The sequence below is a fragment of the Roseivirga echinicomitans genome (genome assembly GCF_001592935.1).
Lineage (GTDB): Bacteria > Bacteroidota > Bacteroidia > Cytophagales > Cyclobacteriaceae > Roseivirga > Roseivirga echinicomitans.
The window spans coordinates 488501-505553 of record NZ_LRDB01000050.1; the positions used below are offsets into that span (position 1 = coordinate 488501).

Annotated in this window: 16 protein-coding genes; 13 read left to right on the forward strand and 3 right to left on the reverse strand. The window is 38.6% G+C overall.

Features of this window, described 5'->3' with window-relative positions; translation table 11 throughout:
- Positions 1-174 precede the first annotated feature (174 nt).
- From AWN68_RS16270 to AWN68_RS16285, 4 genes are all read left to right on the forward strand, one after another.
- Positions 175-861 (forward strand): tetratricopeptide repeat protein, encoded by a 687-nt coding sequence (locus AWN68_RS16270; protein WP_068418018.1) that lies wholly within the window; start codon positions 175-177, stop codon positions 859-861.
- Positions 862-969: 108 nt separating this feature from the next.
- Positions 970-1707, forward strand: a complete 738-nt coding sequence (locus AWN68_RS16275) for a hypothetical protein (protein ID WP_157716289.1) — start codon at positions 970-972, stop codon at positions 1705-1707.
- A 206-nt stretch (positions 1708-1913) separates the two neighbouring features.
- Positions 1914-3341, forward strand: a complete 1428-nt coding sequence (locus AWN68_RS16280; RefSeq protein WP_068418024.1) for an SDR family oxidoreductase — start codon at positions 1914-1916, stop codon at positions 3339-3341.
- Between the two features lie 33 nt (positions 3342-3374).
- Complete coding sequence (locus AWN68_RS16285; protein WP_068418027.1) at positions 3375-3740, forward strand: DUF2200 domain-containing protein; 366 nt, start codon at positions 3375-3377, stop codon at positions 3738-3740.
- Between the two features lie 231 nt (positions 3741-3971).
- Here the strand turns inward: AWN68_RS16285 and katG are convergent, their stop codons facing one another.
- Entirely contained in the window at positions 3972-6185 is a 2214-nt protein-coding gene (katG, locus tag AWN68_RS16290; RefSeq protein ID WP_068418028.1) for a catalase/peroxidase HPI, read from the reverse strand.
- Between the two features lie 253 nt (positions 6186-6438).
- On the reverse strand, positions 6439-7401 hold the full coding sequence (locus tag AWN68_RS16295) for a tryptophan 2,3-dioxygenase family protein (protein WP_068418030.1): 963 nt from the start codon (positions 7399-7401) through the stop codon (positions 6439-6441).
- Positions 7402-7464: 63 nt separating this feature from the next.
- Here AWN68_RS16295 and AWN68_RS16300 point away from each other — a divergent pair, with 63 nt between their 5' ends.
- The 8 genes from AWN68_RS16300 (at position 7465) to AWN68_RS16340 (ending at position 14560) form a co-directional block, all read left to right on the forward strand.
- Positions 7465-8679: an acyl-CoA dehydrogenase family protein gene (locus AWN68_RS16300; RefSeq protein WP_068418031.1), complete on the forward strand. Its 1215-nt coding sequence runs from the start codon at positions 7465-7467 to the stop codon at positions 8677-8679.
- 84 nt (positions 8680-8763) lie between these two features.
- On the forward strand, positions 8764-9309 hold the full coding sequence (locus AWN68_RS16305; protein ID WP_068418033.1) for a helix-turn-helix domain-containing protein: 546 nt from the start codon (positions 8764-8766) through the stop codon (positions 9307-9309).
- Between the two features lie 78 nt (positions 9310-9387).
- Positions 9388-10593: a hypothetical protein gene (locus AWN68_RS16310; RefSeq protein WP_068418036.1), complete on the forward strand. Its 1206-nt coding sequence runs from the start codon at positions 9388-9390 to the stop codon at positions 10591-10593.
- A 194-nt stretch (positions 10594-10787) separates the two neighbouring features.
- Entirely contained in the window at positions 10788-11228 is a 441-nt protein-coding gene (locus AWN68_RS16315; protein WP_068418038.1) for a nucleoside deaminase, read from the forward strand.
- A gap of 187 nt (positions 11229-11415) precedes the next feature.
- Positions 11416-12324: a mechanosensitive ion channel family protein gene (locus AWN68_RS16320; protein WP_221405736.1), complete on the forward strand. Its 909-nt coding sequence runs from the start codon at positions 11416-11418 to the stop codon at positions 12322-12324.
- A gap of 242 nt (positions 12325-12566) precedes the next feature.
- Positions 12567-13433: a TraB/GumN family protein gene (locus AWN68_RS16330; protein WP_068418047.1), complete on the forward strand. Its 867-nt coding sequence runs from the start codon at positions 12567-12569 to the stop codon at positions 13431-13433.
- A 10-nt stretch (positions 13434-13443) separates the two neighbouring features.
- Positions 13444-13947 (forward strand): RNA polymerase sigma factor, encoded by a 504-nt coding sequence (locus AWN68_RS16335; protein ID WP_068418048.1) that lies wholly within the window; start codon positions 13444-13446, stop codon positions 13945-13947.
- Entirely contained in the window at positions 13937-14560 is a 624-nt protein-coding gene (locus AWN68_RS16340) for a hypothetical protein (protein ID WP_157716291.1), read from the forward strand. The genes AWN68_RS16335 and AWN68_RS16340 overlap by 11 nt, the downstream gene beginning before the upstream one ends.
- Before the next feature lie 143 nt (positions 14561-14703).
- On the opposite strand, the gene AWN68_RS16345 is transcribed toward AWN68_RS16340, so the two are convergent.
- Positions 14704-16248 (reverse strand): OmpA family protein, encoded by a 1545-nt coding sequence (locus tag AWN68_RS16345; RefSeq protein ID WP_068418054.1) that lies wholly within the window; start codon positions 16246-16248, stop codon positions 14704-14706.
- 290 nt (positions 16249-16538) lie between these two features.
- Here AWN68_RS16345 and AWN68_RS16350 point away from each other — a divergent pair, with 290 nt between their 5' ends.
- Positions 16539-17015: a hypothetical protein gene (locus tag AWN68_RS16350; protein WP_068418057.1), complete on the forward strand. Its 477-nt coding sequence runs from the start codon at positions 16539-16541 to the stop codon at positions 17013-17015.
- Positions 17016-17053: the final 38 nt, after the last annotated feature.

The window sequence follows — 17053 nt, forward strand, 5'->3', positions numbered from 1 at the left end:
AAAGCAAGTATCTGTTGACTGGTTTTAGAAATAAATCGCAACCCATCGCCACAAATCTAAATATTCCAATGATCTCTAAGAAAGAGTATGAAAAGCAGACTTAAAAAGGAAAAACTAGTGAACAATGGAATCAATTTGGGGAATGCTTGGGTTGACTGATTATATTTGCATCAAATGAGCGAGATGATTGAAAAGTGGATCAAAGAAGGGGTTAAACACTGCGAGAATGCAAAGTTTGAAGAAGGCGTAAAATGCTTTAACAAAGCGCTGGAAAAAGAACCGAACCATACTACAGGTTTGCACAACCGCGCCAGGGCACTTTCTAGAATTGGCCAACTGGAAGCCGCTTTAGCCGACTTTGAAAAGCTGACCCAACTCTTCCCTACCCATGCTTCTTTTATTGGCGATTATGCCGTTGCCCTCCACCTCAACGATAAAAACGAGTTGGCTTTAGTTCATTTTGAGAAAGCACTTCAACTTGAGCCTACCAACCCCTACCGCTATTCGAGCCGTGCATTCTTCAAAGATAGAACGGGTGATTTAGAAGGCGCCATATCCGATTATGAAAAGGCCGTTGAAATGGACCCAGAAGATGCCATTGCCTTAAACAACAAAGGTTTGGTGGAAGAGAAATTAGGCTATAAAGACCAAGCAAAGCAAAGTTTTGATCGCTCAAACAGCCTTGTGGGCTACGACCCAACCAAGACCAATCCGCTGCCTAAAACAGAAAACAAAGCCCCAAAATTCACCCCCACAAAACCCACTAACCGCTGGGAAGTAATGAAATCTGTTTTCACCAAAGATGGCTTCAAAGACTTCGCTAAGTTTACTAAGGGTTTGTTGAACGGGAAGAAGGATTAACCCTCAAGGAATTATTCAAGTCGGTCTCGATATCCTTTCAATTCAGTAGGTTATTATTGAAGTTTTAGGCAACTTCCTGATGTTAACAATTAAGTACAAAGACTCTAAATGAAATACCTACTACTCCTAATAGCCACATTAAGCGCCAATCTACTTTTTGGGCAAATGAAACGATGGATTGAGTCTAACTCCCTCGATACAACTTTGATCTTCAAAGACAAGACGATCCAGCTTAAACCAAGTTCATCAGGTGATTTTGATCCCTATTTCCTTTCGAACGAACTCATAAACTCTTTAACTAAGGATTTTGGAAACTTCTATAAAAAATCGTTGGCAATTGAAGAATATCAACTAGGGAAATTCGGTTCAAGAGTTAGGAGAGAAGGCAATGAACTCTTTGTCAAACTAGATGACGGAAGCTGGCTTCAACTCCGCACCAATCCTAATTACGATGAAGTAGGTCACACATTTGAATACTACTTCGACAAAATTGGGTTCTACTCTATCCGGGTTCAATGGGGAGAAGGAAACGGCTATAAACTGGTGAACTCCAAAACAGGAAAAGTTACAGATATTATTGGTCGACCATTCTTTTCTCCAGATGGAACATTCATAGTTGCGCTTGGTAACGACATTGAAGCTGGATACAGCACAAATGGATTTCAATTACTTAGTAATAACTCTGGATCGATCATAGGACTTGGAATTTTCTCCCCAACATCATGGGGGTGCGAGAGTGCAATATGGCTATCAAACAATAAATTAACTCTCAAAAACGAATCTCTAGAATATTCGAATACTAATTCGAATTACTTCAATTTCTATACTGAATTGGTGATAAAGTAACGTACCCCCGCCTCTGTCGCAGGTTCTCCGATTTATCTGCCATTAGGCAGGACCTGTGACCTCCTATTAATCAAGGACTCTGTCCGTTCTCTCCGAGGCTGCGAGATAAAGAAGAAAGAATATCACTGATTTTACAACAACTAGCGACTAGTTAATGTTGTTAGGAGATCAGAAGTTAAATCAAACCGCTGTGTTTAATTAAGTACATGAGAATATTACTGACTGGCTCATCTGGATACATCGGAAAACGACTTCTACCCATATTGGTTGATGCTGGACATCATGTTATTTGTTGTGTTCGAGATGTAAAAAGATTCGCTCCTCCGGAATCTCTAAAGTCAAAGATTGAAATCATTCAAGTTGACTTATTGGACAAAGCCTCCTTAGAAACAATCCCAAAAGACATTGATGGCGCATTTTACTTAGTGCATTCCATGTCAGCATCCTCTGATTATGAATCGCTAGAAAAGGAATCTGCTGTTAATTTTAGAGAAGCAATGAATAAAACCCAAGTAGCGCATGTAGTCTACTTAAGTGGGATCGTGAATGAATCTGCTTTATCAAAACACCTGGCTTCAAGAAAAAATGTTGAAACAGAGCTAGGTAAAGGCAAGTACAACTTAACCACGCTACGAGCCGGAATCATTGTTGGCTCAGGCAGTGCTTCGTTTGAAATCATGAGGGATTTGGTAGAAAAACTCCCCATTATGGTTACTCCCAAATGGCTAAACACTAAATGTCAGCCGATAGGAATTTCAGATGTAATAAAAATACTCTCTCAATCGCTCCTCAATCCTAAAACCTACAATAGGGATTTTGATATAGGTGGCCCAGATATTTTATCGTACAAAGAAATGCTTATTGAGTTTGGCCGAATGCGGAACCTTAAACGTTATGTTTTCACCATCCCAGTGATGACCCCAAAACTCTCCTCCTACTGGCTGTATTTCGTGACATCTACCTCCTATAAGCTTGCCACCGCGCTAGTCAACAGCATGAAAATAGAGGTGATTTGCAGAAATGATGAAATCAATAAAATACTAGATATTCAGCCCTTGAATTACCAAGAGGCTTTGAAAAGAGCGTTTAGCAAAATTGAAAGAAACGAAGTCGTATCTAGCTGGAAAGATGCCTTTATCAGTAGTGATTTCAAGTTTAAAATATCAGATTTTATCGAGGTCCCCACTTTTGGATGCTTCAGAGATATTAAAGTTAAATCCATTGTTAACCGAGAGGAATGTATTGACAAAATATGGAGCATTGGAGGAGAAAACGGCTGGTATTACGGAAACTGGCTCTGGAAATTCAGAGGTTATCTAGATAAGTTCGCTGGTGGTGTAGGCTTAAGAAGAGGGCGTACTTCTGAAGACTCTTTAAACGCTGGAGATGCATTAGATTTCTGGAGAGTTTTATATGCGGATAAAGAGGAAGGCCGATTACTGCTTTACGCTGAAATGAAACTTCCCGGTGATGCTTGGCTTGAATTTAGAATCAAAGGAGACAAACTAACCCAAACTGCTACTTTTAGGCCTTTAGGCTTGTTTGGGCGTTTATATTGGTTTTCTGTGCTTCCGTTTCATGGGTTCATCTTTCAAGGAATGATAAATCAATTGACAGCAAATCAGAGAGTTTGATTAACTTGAGTTACAAACCCTAAAGCGCAACACATGACCGACACAAGCCACCACGATGATCGTATTTTGAAAATGACATTCTCCTCGGTGTACCCGCATTATGTCACGAAAGTCGAGAAGAAAGGTAGAACGAAAGAAGAATTGCATGAAGTAATTGAGTGGCTCACCGGTTATGACGAAAAGCAACAACAAGCACTCATTGACAAAAAAGCAAATTTCGAAGAGTTCTTTCAGAATGCTTCATTAAACCCCAACGCTCCCCTGATCACTGGTGTAATCTGTGGCTATCGAATCGAAGACATCGAAAACCGATTGACGCAACAAGTAAGGTATTTAGACAAGCTGGTGGATGAGTTAGCCAAAGGTCGTAAGATGGAGAAGATACTGAGGGTAGCGTAAGCGGTTCATTCGGAGTGTCCGTTCATAACTGCTTTAAACAGACACTCCGAAGCTTCGGAGCTTTCATTTTAATCACTGTCGCAGGTTCTCCGAACCTGTGACGATTTATAATCAAGGACTCTGTCCTTTCTCCTTAGAATAAATCCATCCCCTAACTTCCTCCAAAAACCAAAAAAGGTGGTCTTTTGCAAAACCACCTTTCAATATTTATTAAGGGTATTACCTCTTACCTCATGCTAAATCGAAGCGATCTAGGTTCATTACTTTGTTCCAAGCAGCGACAAAGTCCTTCACAAACTTTCCTTCTGAATCTGAAGAACCATACACTTCGGCCAAAGCCCTTAGTTCTGAATTAGAACCAAAAATAAGGTCGGCACGGGTGCCTGTCCATTTCACTTGACCCGTTTTACGGTTTCGACCTTCAAATACATTTTGTGCATCCGAAGTAGCACTCCAAGTGGTACTCAAATCCAGCAAGTTCACAAAGAAATCATTTGTCAATGTTTCAGGGCGGTCAGTGAATACTCCATGATTAGACTGATCGTAATTGGTATTCAATACACGCATACCACCTACCAAAGCCGTCATTTCAGGACCTGAGAGCGTTAACAATTGCGCTTTATCCACCAACATTTCTTCAGCCGTCACCTTATGTCTTGGTTTGAAGTAATTGCGGAAACCATCTGCTGCTGGCTCAAGTGCACCGAATGATTCTACATCGGTTTGTTCGAGTGAAGCATCTGCCCTACCTGGTGTGAATGGCACTGTAATATGATGACCAGCATCCTTCGCTGCCTTTTCAATACCAGCGCATCCTCCAAGTACAATTAAATCGGCCATAGAAACTGGTTTGGCAAAAGCCTTTTGAATTCCTTCAAGCGTTTTCAATACTTTGGCCAATTGACTTGGGTTATTCACTTCCCAATTCTTTTGTGGAGCAAGACGAATTCGTCCACCATTCGCCCCTCCACGCATATCTGAACCACGGAAAGTGGAAGCAGAGGCCCAAGCCGTAGACACCAATTCCGAAACAGAAAGTCCAGAATTCAGAATTTCGTTCTTTAAGTTCGAAACATCTTTATCATTGATCAATTCATGCGTAACAGCAGGAATCGGATCTTGCCAAATCAGCTCTTCTTTAGGTACTTCAGCACCCAAATAGCGAGATATTGGTCCCATATCACGGTGCGTTAGTTTATACCATGCACGAGCAAAAACATCTGCAAATTCTGCTTGATTCTCATGAAAGTGCTTTGAAATTGGCGCATAAATAGGATCCATCTTCAATGCCATATCGGCTGTGGTCATCATTAATGCTTGCGTGTTGGAAGCATTTCCAGCTGCAGGTGCTTTACGTGCATGAGATGCTGCTGTTGGTGTCCATTGGTGTGCTCCTGCTGGACTTTTCGTTAACTCCCAATCGTAATTGAGCAACACATCAAAGTATTCATTATCCCAACGGGTTGGGTTTGGTGTCCAAGCCCCTTCTATTCCACTGGTGATGGTATCATCGCCATGGCCAGTACCGTAAGTATTCTTCCAGCCCAAACTCATTTCTTCAATACCCGCAGCAGCTGGTTCTCTGCCTACATATTTACTTGGGTCAGCGGCACCATGCGCTTTACCAAACGTATGTCCGCCAGCAATTAAGGCTACAGTTTCTTCATCGTTCATTGCCATTCGACCAAAAGTTTCGCGAATATCAATGGCTGATTTCAACGGATCAGGATTACCATTCGGGCCCTCTGGGTTCACATAAATAAGCCCCATTTGCACTGCACCAAGCGGGTTCTCCAATTCACGATCTCCCTCATATCTTTTGTCGCCTAGCCATTCTGTTTCAGCTCCCCAATAAATATCTTGTTCTGGTTCCCAAACGTCCTCACGGCCACCGGCAAAACCAAAGGTTTCTAAGCCCATTGATTCAAGTGAGCAATTACCCGCAAGCACCATTAAGTCGGCCCAAGAGATTTTATTACCATATTTTTGTTTGATGGGCCAAAGCAGCAAACGGGCTTTGTCCAAATTACCATTGTCTGGCCAGCTGTTTAAGGGAGCGAAACGCTGAGAGCCTGAACCTGCTCCACCACGACCGTCTTGAATTCTGTAAGTACCAGCACTATGCCAAGCCATTCTAATAAAAAAAGGACCATAATGACCATAATCGGCAGGCCACCAATCTTGAGAGTCGGTCATTAGATCGTAGAGATCCTTTTTGATCGCAGCTAAATCGAGTTTCTTAAATTCTTCCGCATAATTAAAATCTTCACCCAAAGGGTTAGATAGGGAAGAATGTTGACGAAGGATATTAAGGTTTAGTTGATTAGGCCACCAATCGCGGTTTGAGGTTCCACCACCAGCGCTTTGTTTGATAGCGCCTCCGTGAAAAGGGCATTTACCACCACTGTTCATGTCTTGTACCTTTGCGTGTTCGTTGTTTTCCATATTCGATAGGTTTTGATGTTAACGAATACAATTTAAGAAAACCCTTTCGATAATTTTTATTTATAGTTTTTATGAAGATATAGACAGAGACTATATCGATCTAAGATTGTGCTTTAGTTCCTTCGCTGCCACTCAGGATGAAAAGCGGTGTGCATACAATTAAACTACAGTGTAATAACATAGGTTAACCTATATAACAAAAAACCTCCAGACGAATCTGGAGGTCAATAAAGTCTTTTGTTATAAAGCTGAATTAGTTGAGGACATTCTGATCAACCCAATGCTTGCCCCACTCATTCTGTTCTTCTTCTGTCCATAATTCAGGAAAGAACATCACTTTCTGGAATCTTGGTGGTAAATATTTCTGCCAATTGGTACCGCCAGTCGCCTTAATGTCTTCTGGGCTGCGCTGTAAATAACGTACGGCTGATTTATAATGCACCAACGGCCAATCTACATTGGCGAGCAAGTCATAACGTTTTAGTTCAGTAATCAGCTCTTCCGTACCTTCTAATTCTTTATAGAAACGAATATAAAGTTGGTTCAAATTAGTAGACTTCACCTCATTGGCCAAGTGAATAAATTCCTTAGAATATTTGGCATCGAATTGATCTAGGGTCAAAGTCTTTTTGCCCGTTTTCAGTTCGGTCGCTCCTGTCATCCAATAAATAGCATCGTAAAGTTCTTCGATTGAAGCGTAAGGATCGAAATCATCACGCTTTTCATGGTTCACCAGGTTAATCATGTCGGTAGAACCGATTTCGATCATACGGTACTGAGCCGATTGAAAGCCAGAAGCTGGCAAAAGCGACATTCTGAACTGTAAGAACTGCTCTTTTTCCATACCTTGGATCATGATGGAAAACGAATGACAAAGGTGTTCGAAGTAGTTATTGATACGCTTTACGCGGGCTGTAAAAAACTCAAGATTTGGATGTTCAGCCGATTGCATTTGTTTCATTTCCCACAGAATAAGTTTAAAATACAGTTCTGTAGACTGATGATATACAATGAAAATCATTTCGTCAGGGAAATGTGTTTTGGGATGCTGAAGCGCTAAAAGTGACTCTAGGTTGATGTACTCCCAATATTTAAGGTAATCAGCGTGCAACAATCCATCAAGGTAAGAAGCCATGTCTTGCCCCATTGCTTCGTATTTAGCCTCGAGCTTCTTAATTCTATCTAATATCCCTTGGTCGATTTCCTTGTTGTTCATACGTTTGTATTGTACTGAAATACGTGCAAATTTGAAAGATAATATTTAGAAACCAAAGAACATATGAATACCGATAACCACGCTAATATTCAGAAATCATCAAAACAAGATACTTTTGAACACCCTGATTTCTACGGAATGGATTCCATGCTTACCGAAGAGCACATCATGGTGCGTGGCGCGGTGCGTGATTTCGTAAAGCAAGAAATCTCTCCTTATATAGAAAGCTGGGCGCAAAACGCGCACTTCCCGCTAGAAATGGTGAAGAAATTTGGTGACATCGGAGCTTTTGGGCCTCAGTTACCTACTGAATATGGTTGCGGTGGTATGGACTACATTTCCTACGGTTTGATTATGCAAGAAATTGAGCGTGGTGACTCGGGCATGCGTTCTACGGCTTCGGTACAAGGTTCTTTGGTGATGTACCCTATTTACAAATTTGGAAACGAAGAACAACGCCACAAATACTTACCTAAACTGGCTTCTGGCGAATGGTTGGGTTGCTTCGGTTTAACAGAACCAGATCACGGTTCTAACCCTTCGGGCATGACCACCAATTTTAAAGACATGGGCGACCATTACCTTTTGAATGGTGCTAAAATGTGGATCTCAAATGCTCCTCATGCGGACGTGGCTGTGGTTTGGGCAAAAAGCGAAGAAGGAAGAATTCACGGACTGATTGTAGAGCGTGGTATGGAAGGTTTCTCTACCCCTACTACACATGGCAAATGGTCTTTGCGCGCCAGTGCTACTGGTGAATTGGTGTTTGACAATGTGAAAGTGCCGAAGGAAAATTTATTACCGAACAAAAGTGGTTTGGGTGCGCCAATGATGTGTCTGGATTCAGCCCGTTATGGCATTGCTTGGGGCGCTATTGGTGCCGCAATGGATTGTTACGAGTCGGCTAGAAAGTATTGCGCAGAGCGTATCCAGTTTGATAAGCCCATTGGTGCCTTCCAATTGCAGCAAAAGAAATTGGCAGAAATGCTGACAGAGATTACCAAAGCGCAGTTATTGAACTTCCGTTTAGGCCAGCTTTTTAACGAAGGAAAAGCCACTACGCCTCAAATTTCTATGGCCAAGCGTAATGCCGTAGAGGTTGCTTTAAACATTGCCCGCGAAGCAAGACAAATGCATGGTGGAATGGGCATTACAGGCGAATACTCAATGATGCGCCATATGGCCAACCTGGAATCAGTACTTACCTACGAAGGAACACATGATATTCACTTGTTAATTCTTGGTGCTGAGATTACAGGGATTCCTGCTTTTAAGTAAGGATTCAAGAGTGACGTATAGCACTTAATATATCATCGCTATACGTCACATTTGTGACTCATAAATAACGTTGGTAATAATTTAATGGAAAACAGAATTAAATATCTAAGAGTAAAAGAAAACTATACACAAAGTGAATTAGCCGCCAAAACAGGATTATCGTTACGCACCATACAGAGAGTCGAATCTAACCAAGTTGAAGTAACCGGTCACACTTTAACTGCTCTTTCAACGTTTTTTAATATTGAACCTTCACAAATTAATTCTAAAGTTAATCAGACAATCATCAATATAAGATTGATAAATCTGTCTACCTTACTTTTTATATTTCTACCCATTGTACACTTAATTTTACCTATACTCCTTTGGAGAAAATACAGAAAGTTAAATCCAGTTATTGACGAAGCAGGTAAACAAATAATCAATTTTCAGATTCTTTGGTCTATAGCGTCTCTATTGTTAATAATTTTTGCTCCGTTTATCGAACATATATTTATTGATTATGTTTCGATAATTTTCCTTGTTATAGCATTATCTATCCTATCAAATTTATTTTGGATTGCACGTTCTGCATTATTTATTAATAAAGAAAAATATCAAAAATTTTCTATAGCACTTCGATTAATATAAGCCGTAAAATAGAATTGGCGCAAAATTGACGTATGGCTGTCACATTGTATTTGATCATAAACTGTTTGTTTTGCTATTATGAAAAAACACACAACAAAAACCCTGTCAATTTTAATTAGTTTTCTTTTTACACTAATTACAGTAAAAGCCCAAACTATAGATTTATTAAAGGAAAATTCATTTGTTGTTAATGATTTAGCTTCCACTGAACTCACTGATTTTTTAAATAAAAAAATAGAAAACAGTCAATTTATCATGTTAGGGGAACAACACGGAATAAAGGAGGTTGGTGATATCTCCAATGTTATTTTTAATATTAGTAAACCATTTGGATACAACACCCTTTGTATTGAGACAGATTTTATTGCTGCTAAAACCATAGAGAATATTTTCTCTAAATCTACAAGCCCTAGTGAGGAGCTTAAACAATTATATCAAAAATACCCGTTTTCAATACCATTTTATAACAATAAAGACGACATTAAACTATTTAGTAACATAATTGATAATGGTGGTAAAATTTGGGGTGTTGATCAAACCTTTATGGTTCAATTTAGATTAAATTTTGAATATATTATAAAAAATAGTGAGAGTGAGGCGTTAAAAAAAGCAATTAAACTACTGCTTGAGGAAGCTAAAATAGGGTTTCAAAAAGCTATTGATGAAAAAAACTTAATGGCACCATTTATTTTTAAGTATTCAGATGATTTACATAATCAATTAGTCTCATTAACGAATTCTGAAAGTGATAAAAATCTACTGAATGATTTAAAAATGACACGAGAAATTTATAATTTAAATTTTCAAAAAGAATATTATTTAAACAATAATAAACGTGCAGAATTGATGAAACGTAATTTTTTGAATTACTATAATAACTCAAAAGAATCTAAAACTCACCCTAAAGTATTATTTAAATTAGGTGCTAACCATGTAAAAAAAGGGTTAAACAATAACAATGTATTTGATATATCAAATATGATCTCTGAATTAGCAATAGTAAATGGAAAAACATCCCTACATATTTACGCTACAGGAATTAACGGGACACAAAATATTGGGAACCCATTTACACCTGTTTCCATAGTGCCTTTTGACAATAGTAAAGATATTCCTGAAGAAGTTAGAGAGTTAATGAAAAATCAGTTAGGCAAATATTTCATAATTGACACTGAACCTTTAAGGGTAAAAGGAAATAGCCTAACAGAAAAAATGAACGACCTGGCATTAAAATATGATATCCTTATATATATTAAAGATTGTGAAGCTGTTGAAAAACTATGAACAAAATTTTTCTATTGGTGAATATTAAAAACTATTGCCAGTGTATGATTAATTGCTTGGTCACTGTCAACTTATGAACATTCCTGCGGAATATTCTATCTGTGACTTATTTACTAAATTAGGTACTTATCCACGCAGCTAACCAAATACAAACCCGTTGGCAACAATTTGGCAAACCTCTAACCACCAACACTATGGACAAATACCTCAACGAAGCAATTAATCAAGCCAAAATAGGGCTTGAAGAAGGCGGCATACCGATAGGCTCAGTATTAGTTCACAATGGTCAAATTATTGGAAAAGGCCATAACAAGCGAGTTCAACAAAAAAGTGTTGTACTACATGGAGAAATGGATGCCCTAGAAAACGCAGGTAGACAACCCGCATCTGTTTATAGAGCATCTGTTTTATATACTACACTGTCGCCCTGCCCAATGTGTACAGGAGCTATATTACTTTATGGGATCCCAAAAGTTGTCATTGGAGAAAATCAAACCTTCATGGGTTCGGAAAAATTATTAGAGGAAAACGGAGTTGAAGTGGTCATAGAAAACAATGCGCAATGCATTAAAATGATGCAAGACTTTATTGAAACGAATCCCACTTTATGGAATGAAGATATCGGAGAACCTTAGGCCGTTATCATAGTTTTCCGCCCTTGTTGGTGTTCTTCACCAACAAGCCACCTAAGCTACATCCCGTCCTAGATTAGGTTGAATCGCAAATCAAACGCTTACTGAGCAAAAGCCGGTTGAGCAGTATTTATTATCACAATCACAGCATAATTCCAAAAGTCTTTTTATCTTCTCCACGTCCTAAGTAATGGATCGCGTCAATCACCTTCGGTCGTTACTTAGCATTGATAGAATCAATATGGAAGCATTAAAGAAGTTTTTAGAATTCGAGTTGTTTCACATAGGAGAATTCCATTTAAGAGTGCTCTCCCTCGTGATCATTTTTGTAATTTTTTTAGTCACCAAGTTGATATTGCTCTTAATCAAGAAAACAATTTTCAGTCGTGAGAATAGTAAACTTGATATAGGCGCCAGCTATGCATTGTTCAAAATCATTAAATACCTAATCTGGGTGATTGCCATTGGTTTGATTTTAGAAGCGCTTGGCGTCAAATTAACCGTATTAATTGCAGGCTCTGCGGCCTTACTTGTGGGGGTAGGTTTAGGCTTACAGCAGACGTTCAACGATATTTTATCTGGGATCATATTGCTTTCAGAAAAGTCCATTAAAATTGAAGACGTCTTAGAAATAGATGGCGACATCGTAAAAATTCAGAGCATTGGGCTCCGAACTTCCAAGGCCTCAAATACCGATGATGTTTCTATTATCATTCCAAACTCATTGATTACCACCAATAAAGTGATCAACTGGAGTCATCAAACCACCAAGGCCCGCTTTAGAATTAATGTAGGCGTTGCTTATGGGAGTGACATAGACATGGTGATAAAAATACTGGAAGAAAGCGCACATGAACATCCAGATGTCTCTACAATTGATTCTACTGAAGCACGATTGGTGGATTTCGGTAATTCATCATTAGACTTTCAACTCTTGTTTTACAGTCAAAATATTTTCCGAATCAGTAAAGTGAAAAGTGATATCCGCAGAAGCATCAGTCGAAAATTCGTTTCCAGCAATATCACGATCCCATTCCCTCAAATGGACTTGCATGTGAAATCAAATTCTACGGAGAAAACAAAAGATGATGAGGAGTAGAACGGCATAACAATGGCCATAAGTTATTACTGAGCTTTTTCTCCTAAGAATTTCTGTGCTTCGTTGCCAGAAGTTGACTCACACATGAATAACTCCCTATTTTGAATTTGGCACCAGATTCCTCTGCCGTGTCGGTGCCCTTCTCAACCAGGCTCTGATGGTCTAAGCAAAAAATTATTTTTCTTTTTGTAACATTTTTTTGATTCCAATACTTACCCAGCAAAATTCTAAAAATCAAAAAAATGAAATATCTAAAAACGATTACCGCTGCATTAATATTTACGCTAGTTTTTAACCTCTCTCAAGCTCAGGGAAAAGTAAAATTAGAGAACTCTGTATTGTGGAAAGTAGAACATTCATCGCTTAATGAACCATCTTATATCTTGGGCACTTTACATTTAATGTGTGAGAATGATTTTAGCATCTCTGAAAAAGTAACCCAAACGCTGCAGGGTGTTGATGCATTAGTCTTGGAGGTTAACTTATCTGACCCTAAGGAAATGCAAATATTACAAACCTCTATGGCTAATCCACAGAAGATTTCTGAAGAACTATCTGAAAAACAATTCAACGAATTAGATGAACTTGTACAAAAAGTGATGGATGTGCCATTGATCAATTTTGATACCTATGGACTATCTACCCTAAATGCTATAATGATAAGTAAAATGTTACCCTGCACAGAAATAAAATCCCTCGAAACAGAACTCACTCAAATGGCCATAGAAAAACAAATACCATTGTATAGTTTAGAAAAAGTTTCAGAACAAATGGAGTCTTTTAAAAAGGCATACCCTACCGATTATAACTTCAAGCAAATAATGTTATTTGAATCGTATAAAAGAGATTTCAACGCTGCCATATCAAGCTACATTAGCGAGGACATAACTACTACTGTAGATTTAATTTCGAAAGAGATTTATATGAATGAAAATGCAACCGCATATATGCAAATAAAACGAAACAAAAACTGGGTTGAAAAAATGCCCCAAATGATGAACGAGAGAAGCAACTTATTTGCAGTTGGTGTCGCTCACTTAACAAGCGAATATGGCATAATCCATCTTTTACGACAAAAGGGATATACGATTACGCCTGTATTTAATTAGACCAATATTGATGCAGTTATCTGAACAGGACTTTCTAACAGCCATAAATAAACATAAAGGTATTCTTTATAAAGTGTCTAGAATGTACTTTGATACACTCGAAGACCAACAAGACCTGTTTCAAGAGATCATTTTCCAATTATGGAAATCTATAGGCTCATTTAAAGGTGAAAGTGAGTTTTCTTCTTGGATGTATAAAGTGGCATTGAACACAGCTATAGTGTTCTTTAAGAAGGAAAAAAGAAAGCCTGACAGTTATGTCGATCTAAAAAAAGAACCTGTTGCTTATCAAGACTATTGCGATGAAAAAGACCAGCAGTTAGATCATTTTTACAAGGCTGTTAAGAAATTAAATAAAATTGAAAAAGCATTAATACTTCAGTTCATAGAGGGATTTTCTGGAAAAGAAATAGCTGAAAATCTGGGCCTCTCAGAAGTTAATGTTAGAGTAAAAATGAACAGGACAAAGAATAAATTACAAGAAATAATAAAAAATCAAGGATATGGATTTTGAAAATATAAAACGGAAAATGAACGCTGAAAATATGGATGGCGGTCAAATTCCAACAAAGATAAAGCAAATAGAAGCGAGTAAAATGCCTATCCAAAAAGTAAGGCAAAGCATGAGGAATGAAATTTTCACCCAACTAGTGTTCATCTTAATCTTTTTTGCCGCTCCTAGCTTTATAGAAATGCATCAATCACCGAAAGCCATTTACTATATCTCAATGTTCATAACTAGTCTGATTACTTTAGGCTATTTAGCGAAAATGAGTTGGTTTTTAAACAGATCTAATGGAATAAGCAACAATGGAAAAGAAACTGTAGTCGCTTTCATTTATGACCTTAAATTAACTTTAGAAGTATATAAAACAGCAATAGTTTCAGGAAGTCTTTTGCTTCCACTGTCACTAATAGCTTTATATTTTGGGAGGGTGAAAATGGATGAGGAATTATTCTCAAATTTAATTCTGTTGAACCTGCCTACAACAACACTGCTTCTGTATGTGCTTGGCTATTTAATTGTTGCCTTACTTTTATATTTCATTACTCTTTCGTGGTCAAATCAACTGTATGGCGTACACATCAAAAACCTTGAGAAAACCTTGAAAGAATTTGAGGCATAATAAAGCACTCTTTCCTTGTTGGTGTTCTTCATCAACAAGGAACTAACCATTATTTAATGTCCACTCTGCTTCTGAAAATGGTCTCAGAAACTTTCAGGTAAGGTGACAATTCTAAACGATTGTGGATATAACCGCTTGGTTCTTTATTTAATAATTATAAACTCTACCCTGCGGTTTGATTCTCGACCAGCAACGCTAAAGTTTTGGCCTACGGGCTTTTCGCCACCAAAACCCACGGTTTCTATGCGCTTTCCAGAGATTCCTTTTTCTACTAAGTAATCCTTTACTGCATTTACGCGATCCAAAGAAAGCTCTTTGAGCAACTTAGGATTACCTCGATTATCGGTGTGGCCTTCTAATCGGATTTCTAAATCCGGGTTATTTAGCATCAAAACAATCAGTTCCTCCAACTGGATAGCTGCTGCCTTTGCGTTGGCAAAAGATGAAGTTCCTTCATTGAAAAGCACATTTTCAATCTTGATTTTCGTACCCACTTCTCTCGAAGTCAGCTTAAAGCCTTCCACCCCTTTCGGCTCATTACCACCACTCCGTGGGGTGGCCGAGGCCACAAAGGTTTCTTTATACTTTAGAAAACCTTCAGCGTCAATCTCAACATTCACTTCAAGGCCTTCTTCAATAGTTACTAAAAATTTTTTTTCAGGAGAGTCTAGTTCTGCGGTATTGATCTCAATTTCCTTTTCTCCAAAATTCAGTTTCACAACACCATTGATTGGCTGATCATTACTGATATCCAGCACCTGCATAGTCATTACCACTACTGGCTTTTCTTGTGCCTTTGGTTCAGTTACTTTCGTTATTGGAGTTTCAGTATTCGATACTATTTCTTGTAATACCTTTTCTGTTTTGTTCAAAGGGAAACCAAAGATATCACCAAAACCCTCGCTATTTTGCGTAGAAGAAAAATAAGCCAATTCTCCCAATTTTGGAATCGCATAGCCTAACTCAACTCCGGCTGTATTCATTTCAGCACCTAGGTTAACAGGTTTCGTCCAATCTGTCCAAGAGCTGCCCTTACGATTACTCACAAAAATATCGCGGCCACCTTGCCCTTCAAACCCATTTGACGAGAAGTACAAGGTCTTTAAATCTGGGGCCAAATAAGGCGACCATTCTTCACCCTCTGTATTGATATCTGCCCCCAAGTTCTCGGGCTGACTCCAACTGCCATTGCTTTCTTTAAAAGTGACATAAAGGTCTTCATTCCCAAAAGTATCGTAGCTTTTATACGACAGAATCATCACTTTTTCGTCAGGCGAAATTGAACCACTGATGTACTCAGAATTATTTGCAAAATAACGAATATCTAAAGGCTGAGGAACAGACCAATGATCCATCACCCATTCGGCCATAGCAATTCCTTTATGTAAATTCCCCTCAGAGTCTTTGTAATTCAAAAGGTAAATTCGTTCGCCATCGGCTGAAAAACCCACAACACCATTCAATCCAGTATGGTTAATAGTACTACCAGCATGTTTGGCCAGAGACCAACCCTTTTCTGTTTTGTCAGAATACCAAATATCACCACGATCGATTACTCCCCCTTGGTTTCGAGCGTGCCCTGAACGTACAAAGTACATCCGTTTACCATCAGGCGTAAGTACAGGGTTCTGCTCATCAAAACTAGAACTGATGCTATCCATTTTCACATGGCTTTGGGTCTGCCCCATCAGCATTGCTTGATGACAAAAAAGAACTAGAAGAGTGGTATATAGAGTCGTTTTCAAAGCTAACATTGAGTTTACTTCTCTTTCAACGTATGAAATAGAAAATATTTTGACCCTAAGATAAGGGTTAAGCTTTAAACTACCCTGTTATGGGTGCTGAATAACATATTTTAACAAGGGCTTAGATGTTAGCATTTAGTACATAGTATTTAGAAGCTGGTTCTTTTTTGTTATTCGGTAAGTTTTGAGCACTTTCAGATCGGAAATCACATATCAGTAATGTTCTCTTAAATATGAAACCAGAGTTCACCTATATAGAGCAATTCATCAATCGAATTGATGTGGAATGCCCCAGTTGCAAAGCCAAAGCAGTTGTGACTTCAAGCCCAGAAAATCGAGCTGAGACCAGGTTTACTTGTGTTCGTTGCGGTTCGACAAAGCATTGGATTGGTAAAGAAAATGTTTTTCAAACGGGAAGCAGCATATTCAATTCGGGAGGAATTCTTTTGGGAAGCCCTATTGATTGTTACTTCAAATATCCGCTGTGGTATCAAACCGAAATTAAAGGAGAAGTACTTTTTGGCTATAACCTAGAACACCTCACCTATTTACTCAATTTCATTTCTAGCAAAGTAAGAGAACGTCAGTCGAATGAGCATGGCTGGAGTAACCGAAGTTTGGAAAGCAGATTGCCTAAATGGATGCTTTCTGCCAAAAACCGAGAGGTGATTGAGAAAAAACTGAAAGAACTAATGGCAAAGGAAGGTTAGGGTTTAGTGTTTAGTGTTTAGTGTTTAGAACGAAGAAT